The sequence below is a fragment of the Flavobacterium sp. SLB02 genome, from assembly GCF_009664855.1.
GTDB lineage: Bacteria > Bacteroidota > Bacteroidia > Flavobacteriales > Flavobacteriaceae > Flavobacterium.
The window spans coordinates 3,994,807-4,018,248 of sequence record NZ_CP045928.1; the positions used below are offsets into that span (position 1 = coordinate 3,994,807).

General features: G+C 34.3%; 21 protein-coding genes and 1 tRNA gene. 11 read left to right on the top strand and 11 right to left on the bottom strand.

The annotated features are described in order from the left end of the window. Position 1: 1 nt before the first annotated feature. Positions 2-664, top strand: a complete 663-nt coding sequence (locus tag GIY83_RS14605) for a hypothetical protein (RefSeq protein ID WP_208682097.1) — start codon at positions 2-4, stop codon at positions 662-664. A gap of 69 nt (positions 665-733) precedes the next feature. Beyond that, positions 734-1,804 carry a tyrosine-type recombinase/integrase gene (locus GIY83_RS14610; protein WP_208682099.1) on the top strand — a complete coding sequence of 357 codons (1,071 nt, stop codon included), beginning with the start codon at positions 734-736 and terminating at the stop codon, positions 1,802-1,804. Positions 1,805-2,070: 266 nt separating this feature from the next. On the opposite strand, the gene GIY83_RS14615 is transcribed toward GIY83_RS14610, so the two are convergent. Beyond that, positions 2,071-2,802 carry a hypothetical protein gene (locus tag GIY83_RS14615; protein WP_208682101.1) on the bottom strand — a complete coding sequence of 244 codons (732 nt, stop codon included), beginning with the start codon at positions 2,800-2,802 and terminating at the stop codon, positions 2,071-2,073. After that, positions 2,777-3,733, bottom strand: a complete 957-nt coding sequence (locus GIY83_RS14620) for a hypothetical protein (RefSeq protein WP_208682103.1) — start codon at positions 3,731-3,733, stop codon at positions 2,777-2,779. Before GIY83_RS14620 ends, GIY83_RS14615 begins: the two co-directional genes overlap by 26 nt. 247 nt (positions 3,734-3,980) lie before the next feature. Here GIY83_RS14620 and GIY83_RS14625 point away from each other — a divergent pair, with 247 nt between their 5' ends. From GIY83_RS14625 to GIY83_RS14645, 5 genes are all read left to right on the top strand, one after another. Next, positions 3,981-5,468, top strand: coding sequence for a hypothetical protein (locus GIY83_RS14625; RefSeq protein WP_208682104.1), 1,488 nt, complete (start codon positions 3,981-3,983; stop codon positions 5,466-5,468). A 156-nt stretch (positions 5,469-5,624) separates the two neighbouring features. Continuing rightward, a complete protein-coding gene (locus tag GIY83_RS14630) occupies positions 5,625-6,290 on the top strand; it encodes an IS6 family transposase (RefSeq protein ID WP_208682106.1) in 666 nt (221 codons plus the stop codon). 407 nt (positions 6,291-6,697) lie between these two features. Further along, entirely contained in the window at positions 6,698-6,907 is a 210-nt protein-coding gene (locus GIY83_RS14635; RefSeq protein ID WP_208682108.1) for a helix-turn-helix domain-containing protein, read from the top strand. Between the two features lie 3 nt (positions 6,908-6,910). After that, entirely contained in the window at positions 6,911-7,225 is a 315-nt protein-coding gene (locus GIY83_RS14640; protein ID WP_194616301.1) for a HipA N-terminal domain-containing protein, read from the top strand. Then, positions 7,218-8,141 (top strand): HipA domain-containing protein, encoded by a 924-nt coding sequence (locus GIY83_RS14645; protein WP_208682110.1) that lies wholly within the window; start codon positions 7,218-7,220, stop codon positions 8,139-8,141. Before GIY83_RS14640 ends, GIY83_RS14645 begins: the two co-directional genes overlap by 8 nt. Positions 8,142-9,403: 1,262 nt before the next feature. Here GIY83_RS14645 and GIY83_RS14650 read toward each other — a convergent pair. Together GIY83_RS14650 and GIY83_RS14655 are read right to left on the bottom strand one after the other, a co-directional pair. After that, on the bottom strand, positions 9,404-9,556 hold the full coding sequence (locus GIY83_RS14650; RefSeq protein ID WP_194616303.1) for a hypothetical protein: 153 nt from the start codon (positions 9,554-9,556) through the stop codon (positions 9,404-9,406). Positions 9,557-9,659: 103 nt separating this feature from the next. Then, entirely contained in the window at positions 9,660-9,899 is a 240-nt protein-coding gene (locus GIY83_RS14655) for a hypothetical protein (protein WP_208682112.1), read from the bottom strand. A gap of 722 nt (positions 9,900-10,621) precedes the next feature. Here GIY83_RS14655 and GIY83_RS14660 point away from each other — a divergent pair. From GIY83_RS14660 to GIY83_RS14675, 4 genes are all read left to right on the top strand, one after another. Continuing rightward, the gene (locus GIY83_RS14660) at positions 10,622-11,779 is read left to right on the top strand and encodes a ferritin-like protein (protein ID WP_208682114.1); all 1,158 of its coding nucleotides are present in this window, start codon (positions 10,622-10,624) and stop codon (positions 11,777-11,779) included. Between the two features lie 65 nt (positions 11,780-11,844). Next, positions 11,845-13,113 (top strand): LodA/GoxA family CTQ-dependent oxidase, encoded by a 1,269-nt coding sequence (locus GIY83_RS14665; RefSeq protein WP_208682116.1) that lies wholly within the window; start codon positions 11,845-11,847, stop codon positions 13,111-13,113. Next, on the top strand, positions 13,094-14,506 hold the full coding sequence (locus tag GIY83_RS14670; protein ID WP_208682119.1) for a radical SAM/SPASM domain-containing protein: 1,413 nt from the start codon (positions 13,094-13,096) through the stop codon (positions 14,504-14,506). The genes GIY83_RS14665 and GIY83_RS14670 overlap by 20 nt, the downstream gene beginning before the upstream one ends. Further along, positions 14,481-15,899, top strand: a complete 1,419-nt coding sequence (locus GIY83_RS14675; protein WP_208682121.1) for an NAD(P)/FAD-dependent oxidoreductase — start codon at positions 14,481-14,483, stop codon at positions 15,897-15,899. Before GIY83_RS14670 ends, GIY83_RS14675 begins: the two co-directional genes overlap by 26 nt. A 701-nt stretch (positions 15,900-16,600) precedes the next feature. Here the strand turns inward: GIY83_RS14675 and GIY83_RS14680 are convergent. The 7 genes from GIY83_RS14680 to GIY83_RS14710 form a co-directional block, all read right to left on the bottom strand. After that, positions 16,601-16,685: transfer RNA gene (locus GIY83_RS14680), tRNA-Ser, on the bottom strand. 140 nt (positions 16,686-16,825) lie between these two features. Then, the gene (locus tag GIY83_RS14685) at positions 16,826-17,224 is read right to left on the bottom strand and encodes an acyl-CoA thioesterase (RefSeq protein WP_065450764.1); all 399 of its coding nucleotides are present in this window, start codon (positions 17,222-17,224) and stop codon (positions 16,826-16,828) included. Between the two features lie 3 nt (positions 17,225-17,227). Continuing rightward, positions 17,228-18,361 (bottom strand): 3,4-dihydroxy-2-butanone-4-phosphate synthase, encoded by a 1,134-nt coding sequence (ribB, locus tag GIY83_RS14690; protein WP_208682122.1) that lies wholly within the window; start codon positions 18,359-18,361, stop codon positions 17,228-17,230. 2 nt (positions 18,362-18,363) lie between these two features. Further along, positions 18,364-19,818 (bottom strand): LptF/LptG family permease, encoded by a 1,455-nt coding sequence (locus GIY83_RS14695; RefSeq protein WP_194616339.1) that lies wholly within the window; start codon positions 19,816-19,818, stop codon positions 18,364-18,366. An 8-nt stretch (positions 19,819-19,826) separates the two neighbouring features. Further along, positions 19,827-20,519, bottom strand: a complete 693-nt coding sequence (locus tag GIY83_RS14700) for an outer membrane lipoprotein carrier protein LolA (protein WP_229029112.1) — start codon at positions 20,517-20,519, stop codon at positions 19,827-19,829. A 7-nt stretch (positions 20,520-20,526) separates the two neighbouring features. Beyond that, positions 20,527-22,974, bottom strand: a complete 2,448-nt coding sequence (locus GIY83_RS14705; RefSeq protein WP_208682124.1) for a DNA translocase FtsK — start codon at positions 22,972-22,974, stop codon at positions 20,527-20,529. An 18-nt stretch (positions 22,975-22,992) separates the two neighbouring features. Further along, positions 22,993-23,367 carry a diacylglycerol kinase gene (locus tag GIY83_RS14710; protein WP_208682125.1) on the bottom strand — a complete coding sequence of 125 codons (375 nt, stop codon included), beginning with the start codon at positions 23,365-23,367 and terminating at the stop codon, positions 22,993-22,995. Positions 23,368-23,442 lie beyond the last annotated feature (75 nt).

Consider the following 23,442-nt stretch of genomic DNA (forward strand, 5'->3'; position numbering starts at 1 on the left):
TATGAAGAAAATTTATTTATTATTATTTGCAATCATTACAGCAAATATGTATTCCCAGAAAAGTTACGATGATTATGGTTACTATGTTAAATTTGGTAATATTGTAAGTCAAAATGATAGTGTTGTAAATTATCAAATTGCAAATATTATTTTTAAACCTAGTGTAAATTTAAAAAAAACCGAAATTAAAAAAATTATCAAAATTTCGAGTACCAAGAAAAATATTCTTAAGTATTTGAAAAAAAAAGGAGATATTTATTATATAATACCACAAATAAAAAATATTCAAATTTTTAAAAAATATTATGACACTATAGCAGCAAAAAGAATATTTAATGGAAATAAAAATACTGATTGTATATCATTTCTTCCGTCTAACATAGTAGATTTTGTTGAAATAAGAAAAATAGAATTTAATGGAATTAAAGAAAAATTCAGAAAAGAGTTACTTCAGGAAATTTTCCCAACATTAAAAAACGAAGGAAAGACTCCTTTGATAATTGAATCCAATGGGTACGTATTAATGCCAAATAAGGAGGTAAAAGAAAGGTTAATTAAAAAAAGAGTGTATTTTGATTTCAATTTTCAACTTTTTGATCAAGAAGTGTATTATTCTACTGTAATGATATATGATTGCAAAATAATAGAAGACAATATAAAATAATTAACTAAAAAAAGTACAACCTTTAAAGGTTGTACTTTTTTTGCTACAACTCCATTACTTTTATTTAAATTGTATTTTGAAAAAATCATAAACATGAAAAAAACGAGTCCAATTGTTCCCTTATTCAAACAGTTTATAAAAGAAACGGAAAGCGGAAAGCGACTCAAAAAAAATGGGGAAAAAATAAAACCAGATTCCATACAAAACTATAAATATGTATTAAATAATCTTATTCAGTTTTCAAGTTATGCAAAATTTGAATTGCGTATTTGTGATGCTTCGAAACTTGACAAACGCGAATTGACATCCGAGAAAAGTTACTGGAAAAAATTTTATCTAAAATTTACAAATTTTTTATATAAAAAAGGTTGTCATGATAATTATGTTGGAGCAAATATTAAAGTGATTCGTGTGTTTTTTAACTATTTAAAAAACGATAAAGATTTAAATACAGGTGATTTTCAACGTTTGTTTTACGTCCGTAAAGAAGAAGTTGAAATCTTTGTACTTTCTCCGGAACAATTGAAATTTTTGATTCATGACAAAGAGTTTGAACAAACACTTATACCAAGTTATAAACGCATCAAAGATATCTTCGTCTTTGGGTGTTCTACTGGTTTGCGTTACTCTGATATCTTTTTATTAACCAATAAAAACTTTGAAAAAATTGATGGGGAATGGTATTTAAAACTCAAGTCTAAAAAGACTAAAACTTTTAGTTTTATTAAACTATCAGCTTATGCAATAATTATTTTTCAACGGTATACCTCCCCAAACAATAAGTTAACCCTTTTTGGAAATACGAGCTTATTCAATTTTAATAAGTGTTTAAAACATATTGGAGAGCTTGCTGGTTTTACTAATCCTATCGAAGTTTCAAGAGAAAGGCAAGGTAAAACTCAACTTTTGACTAAAAAAACTGATACAACAAAAAATCGCTTTTGCGATAAGATGAGTTCTCATATGATGCGTAGAACTGCTATAACAACGTTATTAATTTTAGGTATGCCAGAACATTTAGTTCGCAAAATTAGTGGACATAGTCATGCCAGCATTTCTTTTAATCGATATGTGCATTATGCGCAGGCTTATATGGATAAAGAAATTGAAAAAGTTCATAGAAAATTGGAGAGTTATTAAAGTAAAACCTATCACTGGAATTATTTCTACTATTAGGTTTTCTTGTTTTAAAAATGTTCTATGTACCCAATTGTTACTGTGAAGTTGGACATTCGCACAGCAAACAACAAATTTATTTATTAAAACTTTTCGTAGAGTTAGGTATAAAAAAAAAACTACAACTTTTTATGTTTGTAGTTTTTTTATTTTATGTCTAATATAATAACTCGGAACGGAAAGAATTTCCACGCTGTCTTTACATTATTACATTAGAGTAGTCTGTTACCCTAATTTTCAATATAAGAAGTTTTGTCCATTAGATATTTTAAGTCATCATTTTTGTCTAAATCTAAATACTCATTGTTGAAATTATAATCAAATTCTTTTGGAAAATCATTTGTATTACCTCCATTAAAATAATGCGACATACTTGTATATAACTTTCTATTTTTATAATACATTCTATAATTTCTAAAATCGGAAAAATAATATTGTTCATTTTCAGAAATTTCGATTTTATTTAAGTAGTCATTAATGTTTTTAAATTCAATATTGTGAATGTTTGTGTCTATTCTTTTACGAAGAAACATCATATTTTTTTTTTCAATATCAACACAAACTAAATGTACTTTATTTTCTTTTTGTACTAGAAAATGTCTTTGAATTTTCCTTCCCTTGGTAAATGTGATTTTAATTATATTTAATTTAACAGAATCAAATATAATAGAAGATACATTTATCAAATATTTTTTTTTGTTTGTGTATATGACAGAATCAGTTTTAATTACCGTATCATTTTTACTATTAAAAAAAGTAATTTTCCTTATAGTATCATTATAATAATAATATTTACAATACCAATTTGTACTTTTTTTAAAATCTGATTTTTGATCTAGATTATATATATCAAAATGATTAGATTCAATAATTCGATCCTTTATTTTATTACATGATAAAAAGAAAAAATTTGAAACAAATAAAATTATAATGGCTTTAACCCCTTGGCTTTTTCTTTTCACTTTTTTTAGCTTTTAATTTATTTAATATTTCTTTCATATCTTCCTGTAAGGGCTTGTATGAAATCTCAGTGGTTGTTGAAGGAGTTCCAAACGCATCAATTTTAATATTCCCAATATTCTCGTTTAATTTTCCACTAGGTAATACTAATGACCATTTTCCTACATTTTCAATACCTTCTTTAAAATAAGATTCATAGGTTCTTGGATAGCCACTAATTGGTAGATCTTTAAATGTGTAACCAATAAAAGATTCACCTTGATTCCCATAAACTTTTCTATTAAAAGCCTTTGCTGATGTTTTGAGATATTCCACTCCGCCATATTGTGGAGCACCTACAAAACAACCTAAAAAGATAACATTTGCATCTTTTGTTAGATAATTTGAAATTGCTTCAAAATTCCTTGTATGTCCATCTTTTAATTCACCTATATGATACGACGGACCTCCTATAACTTGTCCAGAATATGGTACGGTCCCGTGATCAGCAAATAAAAGATTTTTATATTTACTTTTAATTCCTTTTTTAAGATAATCTGGAATATCATTTAAGTTTGATACTTTCATTATGTCTACACTTTTATTCTTCAATGCATCTTCATACATTGGAGTCCAGGTGTAACCTTTTGTTCCCGCATCAGTTGGAACAATTAATAAAGCTGTTGCTTTTGGGTTTTGTTTTTTTACAAATTCTAATCCTTCTAATTCAATACCATCCATTACTCTATTTTCACTAAAAGCAAAAGGAGAATTCCATGGAAATGATTTTTCTAGTGGATCTACGGCAAAAAACCTGCCAATTCTCGGGTCATGCATACGATAAGTATAATTCAACGAATTTCCTTCACCGCCTCTAATTTCATCGTCTTTTTCCTGTCCCTGGAACCCATAACGGTAATCATCCGCAGATTTATGTCTGTTCGGCACGAGCATTCCAAAAGGATAGTAATCTAATTGCTTTTTAACCCTTTAAATATGAGAACTTTTTACTGTTTTAATTATTGTAAAAATACGCTTTTAGGCATTTTTTTGCATTTTCAAAGTTAAGAAAATGATTGAATAAATAGTAATTGAAACGCGATAAATGCAGGTCATTTTTTTTAAGAAAAACATTTCTTTTTTGAAGTTTTTTTTTGTTAAAATATTTTATATTTGATATCAAATTAACAAAACAAATTGTATGAAAAAAATACTTTTATGTATGCTCTTAGCAACTTTCAATTTATCAGCCCAAACTGTTTTATTGGATGAAAAAATAGATAAAGAAAATTCGCCTGGATTTTTTCAATACCTGCCAATTTCAAAAAAAATAGTTTTTTGTATCACTTCTAAGTCCACTGGGAATTCGGCTTTTACTTTAGATAAGAATGGTAAAAAAACATTTTTGTATGAAAATAACACAAGAAGATATTGTAATTTTTCTAGAACTGAAAAATCTTATGTGACTAGTGATCCTAAAGATGAGAGTTGGACACCAGATTATAATCTTATAATAGATGGTCAGCAACAACTGATCACAAAAGAAAAATTTAAAGATATCAACTTTAAGTATTTTGGAAGCTATAATCGAAACAATGTTTATGATGCTTCAGCCAGCGTAAATGATTTTGAAGGTTCTTTCAATGATCTATATATTTTAGGATTCACAAATGCTGAAAATAGTTGGCGTATTAAAAGCTTGGAAAAAGAAGATATCTATTTAGAGGTTATCGAAATTAAAAGCAATTCTAAGACAAGAGTAAAATTAGAAAAACCGGATTTTACATTAGTAAAAGGAGATCAATTTGCTAAAACCGATTTCGAACCAACTTTTGTATGTAGATTAAATAATAATGAAAACTTTGATTTGATTACCAAATCACTATCGGCAGATTCGCAGACTGTTATTTTATACAAAACAGCCTATAATTTTGAAGGTAAAAAAATAAAAACGCAACCCTTTACCATTCACTTAAACAATAATTATTTTATTACCTCTTCAAATGGTGGAGGCCTAAAGACTGATACATCTACTCAAAGTATGCAGAGTGTCCGTTTTATAAACGACTCGTATGCTTTGGATGTTTTATCAATTAATAATTATTATGAAGATCAAGAAAACGGAGAGATGTATATTTATGGGCTTTTTAGTGATCAGGCTCCAAAACAAATAGGAGGTAAAGCTTTCCCGAAAGGATTTTACGTTTTTAAATTTGACAAAAACGGAAACAAATTGTGGGAATCTGTTAACCACATAGACAGCAAGGATTATTTTGAGAAGGTTCGCAACAGTTCTGACTTTCAAGTAAATTTATCAAATTGCAATAAAAATCTTATTTTTTCATGTTCAATTAATTCTTTTACAGAATTTACAAATGCAGCAATTATAGATAAAACATCAGGTTCTGTGCTTAAAAGCAGTTTTATTGAATACAACAACAACTTAAGCCATGGTAAATACAAGTACTTTCTTAGCCAAACTTATGACTGCAAAGAATTGAAAAATAAAACCTTTTCTCAAATAGGTTTTGCAGCTGTAAGTATAAATTCAAAAGTAATGGATTACCTAAAAAGTATCCCAGAAAAGGGAGATAGATTGTATTTTGAAACACTTTATTCTGACGAGGGAATCTGGATGGTAGAAACAGATAACAAGAAATATTATAAAGTACTATTATTTAAAGATTAAGATTTGCTTTCGTTATCGATGATAAATATCAGGATAAGTTTTATAGATTGATAGCTAAAACAAAACAAAATATACATCGTTTATGATTCGATAAAATTTGGGTTCTGTCGCATCTGGGAATAACTTTTATCTTTAGAATTTTAAACCGATCAAAAGATGAATACTAAAGGTCATTGTTATCCAAAATGCATAATTCTTCAGGCAGTATATTTCAAACTAAGATTTACACTTAGTTATCGGGATGTTGAAGAGATCATGAAAATGCGCGGAGTTCATTTTGATCATGCTACTATTCAACGCTGGGTCTATAAGTTTACACCTTTCATCGAGTTAGAAATGAAGAAGAGAAAAGACAGAGTGGGGACGAGCTGGAGATTGGATGAGACCTATATCAAAGTAAAAGGTATATGGTGTTATTTATATCGAGCGGTAGATAAATTAGGTAATACGGTTGACTTTCTTTTGACCAGAAAAAGACAAAGAATGAGCGCTCAGTTGTTTCTAATTAAAGCAATTAATAATAATTGCCGGCCAAGAGTAATAAACATTGATAAAAGCAGTTCTAATACTGCAGCGATCAAAGTCTATAACAAACGTTCATTCTCAAAGATTAAAATCCGGCAGTGTAAATATGGCAACAATATTGTCGAACAGGACCATCGATTTATAAAATGGAGGATACAAAACGGGTTAGGCTTTAAAAGTTTTGAATCGGCAATACAAACATTGAGTGGAATTGAAGTTTTCCATATGCTGAGAAAGAATCAGATCATTGAACCAGGGATAACTATGTTTAGATCATTCTGTAAATTGGCGGCCTAACTTTTAAATTACTAAAAGTGTTATATTTGATTCTGACAGATGCGACAGAACCATTGTTTTTACTATCTCTTAGATTTTCATTTTGCCTTATCATTAATTCCTTTTTCTTATTTTCTAATAATCGATGTGCCACGATTTTTCTACAAAACTTGAAATACTTATACGATGATATGTCTATGTTTATAATTTTAATTTGAGTCTTAACTTGTCGTCTTAAATATGTATAAGCTCTGTTTGTCAACAAATATTACCGCTAAGGCAGTAATATCTTCTGATTGATGCATTAACCTTGGATTAATTTGAATATTTCAACTATTTACTGTTAAAGCGGTAAAATATATCAAAAATTATAGTTTTTAGATTTTTTAAGATAAAAAATAACTATATTTACTGCTTAGACAGTAATTATGAATGATTTTGATTTAGGGCAGTTAATTAAAGGACATCGCAAAGCTGCCGGACTGACGCAGCTTCAATTAGCAGATCTGGCAGGTATCGGCAAAACAACTGTGTTTGATATTGAAAAGAATAAAACATCAGTAAGATGGGATAGTATAATTGCAGTCTTGAATATTTTGAATATTGATATTCAATTTATAAGTCCATTAAAAAAATAAGAGATGAGAAAAGCAATAGTTTATGTTCACGGTACCAGGGCGGGTGAGCTTATGGAAGAAAAAAGCGGAAGATATTTATTTATCTATGATGATGATTATTCTTCAGAGCCCGTGTCATTAACTATGCCATCTTCCCACAAAAATTATTCATTTCTGGATTTTCCGCCGTTTTTTGAAGGGCTGTTACCAGAGGGTATAATGCTTGAAGGTCTTTTAAAAATAAATAAAATAGATAAGAAAGATTATTTTTCACAGCTTATGGCTGTAGGAAATGATCTGGTGGGGGCAGTAACGGTTAAAGCTGAAAGCGATGAATAGATGCCCAATTACTTATAAACCTTGCGGAGGAGATCTGTATAGCATAGAAGGCTTGAAATTATTATCTTCTAAATTGCTCTCATTAGAACCGCTTCCTTTTTCTGCATCAGAACTACGTCAGGAAGCAGTAAATAGAGCAGCTAAGTTATCAATTCAGGGCGTTCAGCCTAAATTAAGCGCCGTATTATCGATTAAAAAACAGCAATTTGAAATTGTAGATCAGTACGGTAATTTTATTATCAAACCGCAGAGCGATATATTTCCTGAATTACCCGAAAATGAAGATCTTACTATGCGAATGGCTAAGGTTTATGGAATTGAAGTACCGCTTCACGGACTGATATATTCTAAAGATAATTCGAAATCTTATTTCATAAAAAGGTTTGACCGGTATGGTAAAGGCAGGAAATATGCCACTGAAGATTTTGCACAGCTGACAGGGAGTTCCAGAGATACTAAATATAATTTTACGATGGAGAAAATTGTAAAAGTAATAGAGGACTTTTGTACATTTCCTTCAATTGAAAAAGCAGAGTTTTTTAAGAGAATCCTATTCTGTTTTATCACTGGTAATGAAGACATGCATCTCAAAAACTTTTCCTTGATAACAAAATCAGGAAAAACAACTCTAACGCCTGCTTATGATTTCCTGAATTCGTCTATTGCTATTAAAAATCCACAGGAAGAAATGGCTCTTAAATTAAAAGGAAAAAAAAGCAATTTTAAAGCGGGTGATTTTATTGATTATTTTGGAAAAGAAAGATTAGGGTTAAATGATAAAATTATCCATAGCGTTTTAAAATCAATGTTTGAGAAGACAACGAAATGGAATGAATTAATTGAGATTTCATTTTTGTCTGAAGTAATGAAAGAAAAGTATCTTAAATTGATGAAAGAACGATTGGCGAGGTTTTAGTTATTGATATTTTTGAATTTTGTATTGATTTAATTGTTAGTCCAATTTCTCATATTAGCTTAGTTATTAGTTTTGCAAAAAAAATAGTAAAATCAAACGTGTTTTAATTAGTATATCTGGTATTGTTAAAATTAGTAAACATAAATGGGACTTGTTATTATTTCCGAGCTGTCTTTTTTTTTAACTGCTTTGGGAAGGCAGTTTTTATAATTTAAAAGGAAGGTCAAATTATGATTATCATGGACTAAAATTGTAAGAGAGGTTGTGAATTCATAATTTGTTCGTACAAAAAATGCTATAATAAAATGTCTATTCAATGGTCGCTTATTTAACTTTCTGATTCAATATTTTAAGTCTATTATTGTTGCTTTTTTATGCTATAATCGGAAAAAATCCGATTATCTGTGAAATTTTTAGCAATAAATAAACTAGTCTTAATCTAAAATTGAAAAAAAAGTGACACGCTCTATTGTGACCTGGTTCATTTTTATGCCCCAGATCATTAGCTTTTAGTGCTGTATGTTAATTAGCTTTTAATGTTGTTCGAATATCAGCTTTTAGTGTTGTAAGAAATAAATCAATTTTCAGCTTAAGTAAAACAACAAATAGTGACTACGGATACGCAATGTATTTTCAAAAAAATAAAAGAATGAGCTTAGAAGAAATTTGAAGAGCATCTAAAGGTGATTTTTCATTTTGTGCAGTTTGCCAATGCACTTTCTTGATCATTGCTCCTTAGAAGCCTTTCAAATAAACTGCTGTATCTGTAGTTACATCTGGTGTGATGTCGAATTCTTTTTTTTGTTTTCGGCAATATGGAACTCTCTTTTTTCTTCATTATCAATAGATAGCAGGAGCTTCTATTGTGTCCAGCTAAATTGTGTCCGCACTGCCGACACAATTGGAAATGTTCTGTAAAATTTTCGATACCAATTTAATTAGCAGTATGAAATCTGGTTCCGTATTGATGCTGCTCTTCTTTTGCAAGATATTTAATCAAGTAAACACCGCGTCATCGGCTTTATCTTTTCTCTGCCGTTCAATTGGGAAATAAAAACGTGTTTAAATTAGTAAACTGGATAAGTTTTAAAAACTAAAAAGAATATGTGTCCATGCCAATTGCGTCCGCAGTGCGGACGCAATTGGAAATATACTGCAAAACTTTTGATCTCTTTCAACTTGTTTTTTTGCTCTAAATGCATTGAAGTTCTTCAGGACTCTTCAAATTCAGAAGTCTTGTGGTAAGCAAATGTCACCTAAACTTAGATTTCAGTTTCTCCATATCTTCCTTTTTGTAGGTAGTGGCGATGAAATTCAAAAGGAAGACCTTTTGCTCTTTTGTACTTTTGCAGTGAAGCCGTTGCGCGCTCTCCAGTATTTACTCTTTTGGTGAAAAATTCATTGTATGTATTCATAATCTGAATTATGGAAGGTCCTTCAGGCTAGTCGATTTTGACTTTTCCTGTGAGTTCAGCTTTTAATAATTGAAGGTTGATCTCAGGATCAATTTTGAAGAGTTCAGTAATTTTTTTTGGCAGCATTGAGTTGGGAAAGATCAAGTAGATTTTTGATTACTATTTCCTTTTCAATTTTAAGCTGGTTTCTAAGGTTATTAGTGCTGGCCCATCTTTCTTTTGAAATGGCTTGTCCGGTTGAAATTGAAATCTGTTTGTCATTGTAGTTCAAACGGGCATAGATTGGAGATTCGCCGTTCTTGTTTACTCTGTCGGATTTCTGGTAAAAAATTACTTTTAACATATTATCTAGTTTTAAAATTAATAATCAAATTGAATTAAAAATTTTAAGAGCCTATTGGTAGCAGAGAATTTCCAGGGAATTCTATTGCTTTAGTTGCCGATTTTTGAGAAAAAAGATGGATCAATTTTGTGGCACAATTTTAAAATCTTACTTTTTGTTTTATAACCAACAACTTGAATTAATTATTGCTTTGTTTGAAAGTGCTGAAAGACTTAGGTATTACGGCATTTTTTTATTTTAGGAGCTGGTTTCTATGCACGAACCTAAAAGGCGAACTGTCGAAGCATTCATTCCAAATCTTTTGCACCTAATCCTGGCACAAAAGAATTTTACCTTCTATTGGGGCTAAATTTATTTTTGTAGGAATAAACAGGTATAAATACCTGGTTGTTTAGATTGATAAATTGTTATTTTTGAATAAAGAATAAAAACAAACCTTTGAGTATGCCCAAAAATCTGGTTAGATTGTTACTGTTTTGTAATGAGTATATACAAGTTGTCAGCAGTGATCACATAGTTAAAAGAATTAAGGACAAAGGGGCATTTATTTTTGGAGGTCATTTTTTACGAGTACTAACTTTGACAATAACAAAATGAGACTATGATCCGAAGCATATTGTCCTGATTTGGAAAAATAGTTATGAATATCATATTAAAAGCTAGAAATAATTTTGAGATAATACCATTCAATTTACTTATTTAACCAAAACAACTGCACAATTATGCTTCAAATAGACAAGGAACTTATTGAGGAATTAAAAAAGGCTATACATGGTCTACAGATTAACCATACAGATAAAATTGCTGTTAAAGAGGCAGCTAAACAATCTATAGCGGCAGCAAAGGATCAGTTAAAAAAGAGTTTGCATAAAGCAATGCGGCTTGAAGCATCAACCGTCCCGCCTTACCTTGTAGCCGCTTGGAGTATTAAAGATTCTCCCGGGTACCAGAATGCTGAAATCCGTAGGCTTATTCTTAGTGTTGCAAAAGAAGAAATGTTGCACATGATGGGCGTTGCAAATATAATTGCAGCAATGGGAGAGCCACCTCAAATTGCCAATAAGAAAATTGTCTTAGATTGGGGGGTAGACAAGTTGCCAGTAGGCGGGAATCTGATTCCGCAACTGGCACCATTTTCAATGAGTTTATTAACAGATTTATTCATGAAAATTGAGGAGCCAAAAGATCCTATCCATTATGTAGTATTAGAAAGAGAAATGCTTGCAAGTGAAGAAATCCACTACGGAACGATTGGGGAATTCTACGATGCAATTATTGCTTTAATAAATGCATTGCCCGAAGATCCGTTCGGCAACGGAGCTTCATATCCTCAAATTAAAATGGAGTTTGATCTCCGCATTACTCAAATTGGGCATGACCCCATAATTGACTTCGTGGTTACCAATAAGACGGAAGCAATTAAGATCCTAAACTGGATTGTAGATCAGGGAGAAGGTTCTGCTGCAGGCCCACTGGATGGGAATGCAGCCCCGGCTCACTATTATCGTTTCGCTGAGATTTATAAAGGCGGTAAACTTATTAAAGATACTGGACAACTTTTGGGTTATGCTTATGATCGGGCAGGGCAACCGATTAACTGTGATTTCAATGCTGTCCGGCAATTTGCCCCAAATCCTAAAATGAAGGATTTCTCTCCGGATTCCAGACAATATAAAGGCCTCATGATTTTCAATGAGAATTACACGAGGATGTTCAAAGAGCTTCAGGAATTTTACAGCAAAAGTGATAACACTCAGGAAATTCCTACGTCCATTAACTCAATGAATACAATGACCAGATACGTGGATCCCTTGTTTAATTTAAATCCTTCTGTTTGCCCTTCTTTTGAATGGATAGAACCTTCTCCTCCGGTAACATGATAAATTTGAAAAATTTTATAGTAAACCCAGAAATGTGAAATTGTTAAACCTTAAATTAACTTAAAATGGAAAATGTAAAATACTTAAAAATACACCCGGCTATAGGTGTAGCCCGCCTGGCCAACAATACCGATTTTTTTGAATTTTTTGAAGCTTATTCAAGAAATTTTTCACCGCCTGAGGATTTTATGTCTAAAGGGGGAGCGAACGATCCCGATCCGGGCAAGCTGCGCATGAAAAAACAGGCTGTTCAGTTTAAAGTGTTCGCATATGATAACAACAACAACTTACTTGGAGAAGTTAAAGATGTCATTCCCGGTGCAAAAATCTCTTGGTCTGCCAGTGTTGGCAACCGGAAGTTGCTCAATTATTCTTCTAAACTTGGTGGAACACCAATTAAATCGGTAACAGCAAAGGGTACTGCATCTGATCTGGGTGATATAGTTGCATTGAACGGAGTAAGTCCATGGGATGCGAATACAGCAGTAAACCTTGGCTATATTTTTGGAACAGGACTCTTCGTTCCTGCTAAAGGAGGAGTCACCCGTAAAAGTGCAACATCACCCATAGACGCATATCCTGCTAACCAAAATGGTCGTTTGGAGACAACTGACACTACTTGTGACGGGACAATATCGGTGGAAGTATTTGATGAAGCAGGTAATAAGGTGGACGTTCAGGTAATAGCAGCATGGATTGTATCTGCGCCGGCACAACACAGTTTAACACTTTCACCGGCAAAAGCTCAGGAAATGGCCGATAATTTTGGAAGTTTCAAACCAGCAAATAGTAATAATAATACAGGTTGGGTGGAGTCTACAAAATCCCTTCTTGGTATTACTGGAATCATTGATGATCCTACCGGGCTTGACCTTCCAATGATGCTGACCATGAATGCCGACTATAACCCGGGAATGGAAGTAAATATCGGAGATGATCCCGACCGTATTGAAAACGGTATAGATTCCAGGAATTTTTTCTATCCCAGGGGAGCAGGTTTTATCGGTAATAATGAAATCCGGATTCAACCGGAAGCACCTCAGGCTAACGGAACAATACCAGGGCAGATCACAAGTGGATTGTGTTCGACCTGGCAGGGCGATATGTCGGCTTGTCTTAACTATTGGACAGCAGAAAATCCAAACAGTGCTTTTGGCCCTCCTCCTGGCGGACAGCAAGTCTTAAAAGTAATCTATAAAGAAGGTAATCCCAATGTGGTAATGAATAATCCTGAAGAGATTAACCAGTTTATGGATTTCCGAGGTATTGTTGGCAACAAGAGAGATGGAGATGATATCACATTTAACCTAGAGTATGATCCCAATAGGCCCTGATATGGATTATCCTGTCATCAGTCTTAATGAGACAAGCCCGCTTGATCCGGAATACCATTTTGTCAATAGTACAAGCAGGCAGCTTGTATTTATAGTAGGCAGCGGTAGCTTGTTGGACTCAAGTGCTGTTCTTTTCAGAAAAGCCAACACTATCGCTGATGGGGCAAATGGAAATGAACCCAGCGATATTGTATCGATAAAAGCCAGCTATCGGGACGCTGTTCCCCCAAAGGCAGTACCAATTCAATCTTTATCATTGGCCATTGCCCAAAAATGTAATCTTGGCTGTACTTATTGTTATGCTGAGCAAGGCACATTCGGAGGTAAACCGGATAATATGTCTTCCGAGGTCGCTAAGGCATCTGTAGATCGGCTCTTTCTTTCGGCTCCTGTAGGGCAACCTATAACGCTGGCATTTATGGGAGGCGAACCCCTGTTCAACAGGGAGGTCTTACATCAAACAACGGTATATGCGGCTGAAAATGCCAGGTTATCCGGACGGGAAATAAAATTTTCAATTACAACAAATGCAACGCTGATCAGACCAGAGGATGTTGCTTTGTTTCAGCAATATTACTTTACTGTTACAGTAAGCATAGACGGAATAGGAGGATCCAATGACAAATTGAGGCCTTATATCTCAGGTAAAGGAAGTTTTGAAGATATCAAGGAAAAGTTAGGACTTTTAATGAGTGTTCCTAATCGAAAATTCAAAGTACTGGCCCGGGTTACAGTTACTCCGAAAAATATCGGTCTGCCGGAAATATTCCTAGGTTTACTTGACCTGGGATTCGATTCCATTCAATTTTCACCCATGTTGAAATCACCAACGGGTGCTGAAGAGTTATCTGGTGAAGACTTCAATTTTCTACTCCTACAACTTATCAAATGTGGAGAAATGTTCCGCATAGGATTTAACAGTAAGCAACTGTTAGCACTTCAAAATGTGATGAGCACTTTACAGCGCATTCATTTTTACCAGCTTGAATCCTATCCATGTGGAGCCGGAGGTGGATACATGGGAGTTTCTGCTGAAGGGGGATTGTATGCTTGTCACCGGTTTGTAAATGATAAGGAAGGATACATGGGCACTATTGAAGAAGGCGTGAATCCTGAAAAACAAAGAGAGTGGCTTAATGATCGCCATTTGAGTAATCAGAATGCTTGTGCTTCATGCTGGGCAAGATACCTGTGCAGTGGTAGTTGTCACCATGAGGTTATTAAACGAGGAAGGCCAGCCTGTGATTACATCCGTGGATGGTTATATTATTGTCTTGGTCTTTACGCAGATCTTATGGAATCGGACCCAATAGGATTGAGATTATTACTGGGAGATAAAAAGGCAGTTTGTACTGAAACAGAAACTGATGATGGAACAGGAATTATATACTGACATTTGTGTCATAGGCGGAGGTCCGGGAGGAGCAACTATATCCATGCGGTTAAGTGAATTGGCCAACCATGTTATATTATTGGAAAAAGATGCTTTCCCCAGACCGCATGTAGGCATTTGTCTTTCCAATGAGACAGATGCCCTTTTGGATTACCTGGGGGTTGGAAATATAATTAAACAAGAAGCTTTTTTACAGCGTAAATCCACTTTACTTAAGTGGGGTTCAGACAGAACAGAAATTGTAGAGCAAACCGGAAGGCATGTCGATCGCGGGCGCTTCGACCAGATATTGATAAAAAAGGCTATGGATTCGGGAGTCCAAGTAATTCAGCCCGCACGAACTCAATCCATCATACACAAAAAAAATCAAGAGTGGATTATCAAGGCTTATTTTAAAGGTAAGACGATTCTTATATACGCCAAGTTTTTAGTTGATGCATCCGGTCGTTCTGCCTCTTTACAAGGAAAACGGATTCGCAATGCACCATCACTATTTGCACTTCATGCAGTTTGGAATTTACGAAGTAAGCCGCAATTCGATGGTTTTATGGAAGCTGGAAAAAATGCATGGCTTTGGACAGCTCTTCTGAACGAAAGCCAATGTATGATATCACTTTACACAGATCCGAGCTACATCTCTCATAATGGTCATCGGAACCTTCAAAACTTCTACTGTTCCAATCTAGAGAACTTCTCACTTGTAAAATTACTGGATCTCGACGGGGACTTTGGCAAAGTGTATGGTTGTGATGCCAGCAGTCGATATTCCTTACACCCTGTTGGTGATGATTTTATTCGTGTTGGAGATGCTAATTTTGCAATAGATCCAATGGCCTCGCAGGGAGTTCATCTGGCCCTGAACACGGCAATTCAAGCGGCAATCGTGGTCAATACCTTAATTCATTATCCCGAACATGCAAATACAGCCCGAATTTTTTATCGCGACCGGCAGCAGGAACGTATTAATCAGTTCCGTGAACGAACAATATTCGAATATTCAAAAGCGGCTATAAACCTGCCTTATCCCTTTTGGGAAAAACGTTCAAAAGATGCCATGAGCGGAACCAGAACACAAATTGTAAACCTGACGTCTTTAACAGTTACCCAAAAACTTAGGGTTTGCCCCCTAGCCAAAATAATTTCTACCCCGGTAATGAAAGATCGATGGATCGAACTAGCTCCCGCACTTCATCATCCCGAATTAAGTCGCCCAGTGGCGTTTTTGGCAGACAAGAACATTGACTTGCTTTTTCATTACTTTAAAGACGGACAAACCATTATTGACATTCTAGATAGGTGGAAGAGCCTTGTTTCTGAAGATACAGGTACTCAAATTATTCAATGGCTTTGGGAAAACCATGTGCTTATAAGTGTTGCTGAAGGTCGCAGTTAGGTAATGATTTTCTTTTTTTTGTTTAATTGAGCATAAAGTTGTGTTTTAAGTAGTAGACAATTAGCAGAGTAAAATTATTTTAAATTGCAAAACTACCCTAATTACTATGTTCCTTATGAAAAGCCAACAAATGTCTTTCGCACAATTTTTATGTTCTTGTAAATCCCAGATTCCACATTCTATGATAAAAAGTAAGTATATTCAATTTTATACTTTAGCCATTTTGGATAACCTTTTTATAAAAAAAATCATCTATATAATTAAGTTGCTAGTTAAAAAGATAAAAAAGTAAGCACCAAAAACGAGAATTTTGGTTTACCACAACTAAAGACTCAAAAGTATGATCCTTATCAAGGATTGGGTGTGCTAACGAAAATTTATAAAGTTTTGAACCTAATTTTGGCAAGCCTAGGTTTTCTAGTTTGTGCAAAGATCATATGCCACGATTTTTCCGCTAAATTTACACTGGTTAAATATCCTTTAAAAAACAGCCTTAATTTTTTGTAGCAAAAAAGATACCCAGTCCATTCTGTACTGCGCCACGAATGTGCCACAAAGATTTTGTTCGATTATATAAATATTGAAAAGTGGTATAAAAGAAAAAACCCTGCAAATCGTTGGATTTGCAGGGTTTACCGCTCTTTTTAGGCATTTTTGAAAACTTTGTAAAGATTGCTATCCTTTAGTTTTTAAGCCTTCAGCGGAGAAAGAGGGATTCGAACCCCCGGACCTGTTACAGTCAACAGTTTTCAAGACTGCCGCATTCGACCGCTCTGCCATTTCTCCAATATGTCGCTATCATTTGATGATTGCGAGTGCAAATATAGTGCGCTTTTCCGATTATAAAAACTTTTTTAGTGCTTTTTTTTACTTAATTTTTAAGTGTCTAATTATCAGTATTTCTGTCAAAGAGATTTTCGAAAAAATTAGTCTAAGTCGTCTAAAATTGGCGTTGGTTTTTTGTTTTCATCTACTGCAACAAACGAAAAAGTTCCTGAAACTACTGTTTCACGAAGTTCTGAATACATTTGTTCCATAAAAATATCAACATGAATTTTACAGCTTGTTCTTCCAACGCTATCTACTTTTGCCACTAATTCAATTAAAGTACCTGCAGGAATTGCTTTTTTAAAGTCAATTTGACCTGTGGATATCGTCACTACTTTTTTACGGCTGAAACGCGTGGCGCAAATAAAAGCCACTTCGTCCATAAGATGAAGAGCAGTTCCTCCAAATAATGTGTCATAATGATTGGTTGTACTGGGAAAAACAGCTTTGAATATACGTGTCTCAGATTTTTTAATTCTTTCTTCTAATGTCCCCATATGTTAATAGCTTACGTATTCTGTAATTTCAAGTCCGTATCCAATCATTCCTACACGTTTTGTTTGTTCTGTGTTTGATACGAGTCTAATTTTTGAAATATCAATATCATGCAGGATTTGAGCTCCAATTCCGTAATCTTTGCTGTCGATGATCACTTTTGGTGCCTTCATTGTGCCTTCAGCCTGTAATGTTTTAAGCTCAGCAATTCTGTTTAGTAGGTTTACGGCGGTCATATCCTGATTAATGAATAATACGGCACCTTTACCATTTTCATTAATTACTTTAAACATATCGTCTAACTGCTGTTCAGCATTATTAGTCAAAGTGCCTAATAAATCATTATTTACCTGTGAAGAATTAATTCTTGTCAAAATTGGCTCTCCAAGATTCCAAGTCCCTTTTGTAAGAGCGATATGAATTTGTTTATTTGTGGTTTGCTCGTAGGCCCTTAATCTAAAAGTTCCAAAACGGGTCTCGATATCAAAATCTTCCTTTTTAACGATAAGACTATCGTGTTGCATTCTATACGCTACTAAATCTTCAATCGAAACTAATTTCAAATTGAATTTCTTAGCCACTTTTACCAATTCAGGCAAACGAGACATAGTTCCGTCTTCATTTAGGATTTCACAAATCACGCCAGCGGATTTAAATCCTGCCAATCTTGCAAAATCAATTGCGGCTTCTGTATGGCCAGTTCTTCTTAGTACGCCACCTTGTTTGGCTACCAAAGGAAAAATGTGTCCCGGTCTTGCCAGTTCGTGTGGTTTTACATTTGAATCTGTTAATGCTAATACTGTTTTGGATCTGTCAGCTGCAGAAATTCCTGTTGTTACACCATGTCCTTTTAAATCGACAGAAACTGTAAAGGCAGTTTCCATATGGTCTGTATTATTGGTAACCATTGGTCTTAAATCCAGTTCCTTACAACGGCTTTCTGTTAATGGAGCGCAAATCAGTCCACGTCCGTGAGTAGCCATAAAATTGATCATCTCAGGTGTTACTTTTTCGGCTGCAGCCAGAAAATCACCTTCGTTTTCACGATCTTCATCATCCACTACAATGATTACTTTACCCTGACGAATATCTTCTATAGCTTCTTCAATGGTATTGAGTTGTATTTTTGTTGTTGACATAATTATTTTTGATTTTGAGCTGGAAAAAACCGCTCTGAAATTTTTTGAAACAGTTGTGAAATTGGAGTAGTAATGGCGTCAAAGTTGATTAATCCGTTATCGTTTGTAGCGCGATAGGTTAATAGTATAGCCAATGGCGATAATACGAAAGAGGACATCCATGAGCCCATAAAAGGAGACATTCCGCCTTCCTGGGAGAGCCTTTTTCCAAAAGTATTTATAAAGTGAAAAGTAATGAAAATTAAAACCGCAAAGACAATTGGCAAACCAAGTCCTCCTTTTCGGATAATAGCCCCTAATGGAGCTCCAATGAAAAACATTAAAAAGCACGCAAAAGCAATTACAAACTTCTCATACAAAGCCGTTAGGTGTTTGTTGATGTCTCGCTGTTTGTCTTTTAGGTCTTTTTGAGTAGTTTCGATCGAATAGATATTACTGGTCACGTTACTGCCGGCCATCTTCAGGATATCTGATTTTTGTTTAGTGGTATACAAAGACAAAATATCATTTGGTAAGGGCTTTTTCTTTTTATCGACCTTAATGGCAATTGGAGATTTTCGAATACCAACGCGCTGGTTGATATTCTCTGAGAAAGAAAGAATCTCATTGTCCAGATTCTTATTCAGAGAATCCAAGGTGTAGCGCAATTCGTTTACATTTAGCATGGCGTTTGTACTACCTACGCTTTCTTTGTCTTCGTCGACCTTATTTAGCTCGGATAAATCTATATTGATCACCTGTTTTTTAAAAGCTGCTTTTACAAAAGGCAATTTGGCCCGATCTTCGTATTTTGTAGGTGTAACGTCCTGATAGTAATAACCATCGTTTAGCACCAGTTTTAAGATGCTGGACTTCTCGCTGCTTATTAGTTTACCATCTTTTGCCTTAATAACGGTTTTGTTCTCACCAACGTTATTGGGTTTCTCGTGGATAGTAACGCCGGTTAGGATATTTCCGTTTTCACCTGATTTTTTGTTCACTTTTATATTATAAAAACCAACATCGCTGAACTGACCCTCGGCAATAGCCATTGCGGGCTTGGCCTGTGCGATGTTTTTTCTGAAATTCATGAATTTATATTCAGCATAAGGAATCACATTATTGGCAAACCAAAATGCAACGATGCTTAAAACAAAAATAAAGACAATCAAACCCCTCATGGCTCTCTGCAGGGATATCCCGGAAGATTTCATGGCGGCAAACTCGTAGTTCTCGGCTAAATTTCCAAAAGTCATAATCGAGGCCAATAAAACCGATAGGGGTAAAACCAGCGGAATGATTCGGGGCATGGAGAACAACAGGAATTTTACAACCAGAATGAGATCCAGATCTTTACCTGCAAGCTCTGAGATAAAGAGCCAGACAGTTTGAAGTATGAATATAAAAAAAAGGATTACAAATACCGTAGTAAATGTAATCAGGAATGTTTTTAGTAAGTATTTGTCTAAAATTTTCAACCTTGTAATTAATCTAATTTGTTGATGTAGTATTTTGGATATTTGCTCGCTACAAATGTAAATTGATTTTTTGATAAAGGCTGATTGGTTTTAAAAGAATTAACGGTTAAAGTGGTTTTTGTTCCATTTTTCCCAGTTTCGATTAAATTGTAGATGTGTTTTGTCTGAACATCAATACCTAAAAGGATTTCTTTTCTTTGATCTTTTGCACTTGTCGGAGCTAATTTAATGTATTGAATTTTTCTTCCCTTTACATTTTGTACAATATCCATATTGTATTTATAGCCGGAATTAAAAAACGTAAGCATTTTTGAAGGAGTAATGGCCGCGTCATCTTTCTCGTTTACTTTAGATACCGTAACTTCTTCATCTTCTGGAACAATGGTGTAGGTTTTCTGGCCATCAAATATTTTGGTAACCCCCATAAAATTCAATACATATTGATTGCCTTTCATAGTTACATTTCCTTTACTGTCCTGGTTGATGTTTTCTTTAGCGTTATTCAAAGAATATTTAAAATCAATAACAATATTGTTGTAACTCTTTATTTTAGCGGTTACTTCGTTCAATAAATCTTTAGCTTTTTTATCCTGAGCCTGAATAGAAGTGAAGCTCAAAAGCAATATAGTTGCCATTTGAAAGCACTTTTTAGTCAACTTAGTAATAGAATTGTTTTGGATTTGCTGAATTTTTGTTTTCATGATTGGATTAATTTTGTTCATTATTAAAAAATTGATCAAGAGCACTCAAATCAGATATGTTCACACTTCTTGCTTTACTGCCTTCAAAGGGTCCAACAATTCCTGCTGCTTCCAGCTGATCGATCAAACGACCGGCTCTGTTGTAACCTAGTTTTAATTTTCTTTGCAATAATGAAGCGGAACCTTGTTGTGCATTGACAATGATCTCAGCAGCTTCTCTAAATAAGGTATCTCTTTCGGAGATATCCATATCAAGATTGATGCCAGTTTCTTCTCCAACAAACTCCGGAAGCAAATAAGCTGTAGCATATGCTTTTTGCGAACCAATAAAATCCGTAATTTTTTCAACCTCAGGAGTGTCAATAAATGCACATTGTACACGAACCACATCATTTCCGTTGGTGTATAATAAATCTCCACGACCAATTAACTGATCGGCTCCTTGTGTGTCAAGAATTGTTCTTGAGTCAATTTTTGAAGTTACCCTAAAGGCAATTCTTGCGGGGAAATTCGCTTTAATCAAACCTGTAATAACGTTTACAGATGGCCTTTGTGTAGCGATGATTAGGTGAATACCAATAGCACGCGCTAACTGGGCTAGACGCGCAATGGGAATTTCAACTTCTTTTCCAGCGGTCATAATCAAATCGGCGAACTCATCGACAACTAGTATAATATAAGGCAGGAATCTGTGTCCTGCTTCAGGATTTAATTTTCTGGCTCTGAATTTTTCGTTGTATTCTTTAATATTACGCACCATTGCATCTTTCAACAATGAATAACGATTATCCATTTCAACACAAAGTGAATTTAAGGTATTGACCACTTTTGCATTGTCGGTAATAATGGCGTCATCCGTATCGGGAAGCTTGGCTAGATAATGTCTTTCAATTTTGTTGAATAAGGTAAGTTCCACTTTTTTAGGATCGACCAAGACGAATTTTACTTCGGCCGGATGTTTTTTATATAAAAGTGAAGTTAAAACAGCATTTAGTCCGACTGATTTTCCTTGTCCTGTAGCACCTGCCATTAGTAAGTGAGGCATTTTGGCTAAATCGACAACAAATGTTTCGTTCGAAATTGTTTTTCCTAAAGCAATTGGAAGCTCCATTTCGGCTTCCTGGAACTTGGCAGATCCAATCACGCTTTTCATGGAAACCATTGTTGGATTCTTGTTTGGGACCTCAATACCAATTGTTCCTTTTCCTGGAATTGGCGCGATAATACGAATTCCTAGGGCTGAAAGTGATAAGGCAATATCATCCTCTAAACTTTTAATTTTAGAAATTCTGATTCCTGCCTCCGGTACAATTTCATACAAAGTTACCGATGGACCAACGGTTGCTTTAATCTGGGCAATTTCTATTTTGTAGTTACGAAGTGTATCTACGATCTTGTTTTTGTTTTCTTCTAATTCTTCCTGATTAATTGTAATTCCACCAGTGGAGTATTCTTTTAATAAATCGATGGTTGGGAATTTATAATTCGAGAGGTCTAAAGTCGGATCAAATAATCCAAAATCAGCTACAAGGCGGGAAGCCAGATTCTCTTCTATAATATCCTCTTCTTCAGCTTTTTCAATAACAAATTCCTCTGTGTGAACAACAGGCGCAACTGTTGCGGGTTTTATATCCATCTGAAGAGGTTTCACTACCGGATTCAAATCAATTTCAGAAGAATGATTTATGGTAGGTTTTAAAGCTTCTTTGTTGATCTCGAATTGCGTAACATCAGATTTTAGGTGAATGTTATCTAGTTGGGGATCTTCTTCAATTGCAAACTCTTCCAGATTATAAGCGCTTTCTGCCTGTTGTGGTTTTAAAGAGCCTAGTTCTGACTTGAATTCTTTTTTAGTAGAATCAAAATAGGACTGGATTTTCTCTGGAGATAATTTAATTTTAAAAATCAGATAGATGATTAACCCGAAAAGCAAGGTTAGTAAAGTACCTGTTTTACCGATGTAATCCTGAAGAAATAAATTCAGTTCATAACCAATAGTTCCACCTAGTTCAGGTGCTGATGTGGCGAAAAAACCAAATAGTACAGAAACAATAATAATGGCAAATAAATCCCAAAACCAAATGCTTTTGAGTCTTTTGGTAGACATCTCTAATGCCAGAAATAATCCGGTTAAGAAAAATAAACGAACCAGTACAAAAGAAGCAAGTCCAAAACCTCTGTAAACGATTAAGTCGGCAAGAAAAGCGCCGAATTTTCCCAGCCAGTTTTGCACCACTTCAGAGCGATCACCAAGCTCACTTATGGCGCTTTGATCAGTCTGCCATTGTCCATTTACATAAAAAGAAATAAATGCAACTAATAATGCGATAGAAAATAGTACCAAAAGGCAACCCAAAACAAAACGTTGCTGTTTGTTGGGTCTCCAGGATTTTAAGTTCTCGGTTTTTGGTGCGCTTTTTTTGTCTACTGTTTCTTTTTTTGTTGATTTTGCCATTCTTGCGTTTCCTGTTGCCTAGATAAATTTTGGGATATAAATAATCAAGCCTATTGCTATTGCTGTCATTGCGGCAAAAAATACCGCTCCTGCAGCAATATCTTTAATAAAACCGATTCGTTTGCTGTAGTCAGGGTGAATAAAATCGGCAATTTTTTCCACTGCTGTATTCAATCCTTCAACACTTAAAACTAAACCTACGGCTAAGGTTTGACATAGCCATTCGGTTTGTGAAATATGAAAATAGAACCCGGCAATGGTCATTAAAATTCCCAATGAGAATTGAACCATTATGCTGTGTTCTGTTTTAATCAATTTTACAGCTCCGTTAAATGCATAGGTCATGCTTTTTAAACGGCCAGTAACAAAAGTATTATCTTTTTGAAATTCCATTTATAGGTATTATAGTGCTGCTAAAGCTGCTTCGTAATTTGGCTCATTTGCGATTTCAGCAACTTGTTCCGTATG

Coding starts and splice junctions, on each gene's coding strand:
- GIY83_RS14605 (WP_208682097.1), top strand. CDS start 2: ATGAAGAAAATTTATTTATTATTATTTGCAATCATTACAGCAAATATG.
- GIY83_RS14620 (WP_208682103.1), bottom strand. CDS start 3,733: ATGCTCGTGCCGAACAGACATAAATCTGCGGATGATTACCGTTATGGG.
- GIY83_RS14625 (WP_208682104.1), top strand. CDS start 3,981: ATGAAAAAAATACTTTTATGTATGCTCTTAGCAACTTTCAATTTATCA.
- GIY83_RS14630 (WP_208682106.1), top strand. CDS start 5,625: ATGAATACTAAAGGTCATTGTTATCCAAAATGCATAATTCTTCAGGCA.
- GIY83_RS14635 (WP_208682108.1), top strand. CDS start 6,698: ATGAATGATTTTGATTTAGGGCAGTTAATTAAAGGACATCGCAAAGCT.
- GIY83_RS14640 (WP_194616301.1), top strand. CDS start 6,911: ATGAGAAAAGCAATAGTTTATGTTCACGGTACCAGGGCGGGTGAGCTT.
- GIY83_RS14645 (WP_208682110.1), top strand. CDS start 7,218: ATGAATAGATGCCCAATTACTTATAAACCTTGCGGAGGAGATCTGTAT.
- GIY83_RS14650 (WP_194616303.1), bottom strand. CDS start 9,556: ATGAATACATACAATGAATTTTTCACCAAAAGAGTAAATACTGGAGAG.
- GIY83_RS14655 (WP_208682112.1), bottom strand. CDS start 9,899: ATGTTAAAAGTAATTTTTTACCAGAAATCCGACAGAGTAAACAAGAAC.
- GIY83_RS14660 (WP_208682114.1), top strand. CDS start 10,622: ATGCTTCAAATAGACAAGGAACTTATTGAGGAATTAAAAAAGGCTATA.
- GIY83_RS14665 (WP_208682116.1), top strand. CDS start 11,845: ATGGAAAATGTAAAATACTTAAAAATACACCCGGCTATAGGTGTAGCC.
- GIY83_RS14670 (WP_208682119.1), top strand. CDS start 13,094: ATGATCCCAATAGGCCCTGATATGGATTATCCTGTCATCAGTCTTAAT.
- GIY83_RS14675 (WP_208682121.1), top strand. CDS start 14,481: ATGATGGAACAGGAATTATATACTGACATTTGTGTCATAGGCGGAGGT.
- GIY83_RS14685 (WP_065450764.1), bottom strand. CDS start 17,224: ATGGGGACATTAGAAGAAAGAATTAAAAAATCTGAGACACGTATATTC.
- ribB (WP_208682122.1), bottom strand. CDS start 18,361: ATGTCAACAACAAAAATACAACTCAATACCATTGAAGAAGCTATAGAA.
- GIY83_RS14700 (WP_229029112.1), bottom strand. CDS start 20,519: ATGAAAACAAAAATTCAGCAAATCCAAAACAATTCTATTACTAAGTTG.
- GIY83_RS14705 (WP_208682124.1), bottom strand. CDS start 22,974: ATGGCAAAATCAACAAAAAAAGAAACAGTAGACAAAAAAAGCGCACCA.
- GIY83_RS14710 (WP_208682125.1), bottom strand. CDS start 23,367: ATGGAATTTCAAAAAGATAATACTTTTGTTACTGGCCGTTTAAAAAGC.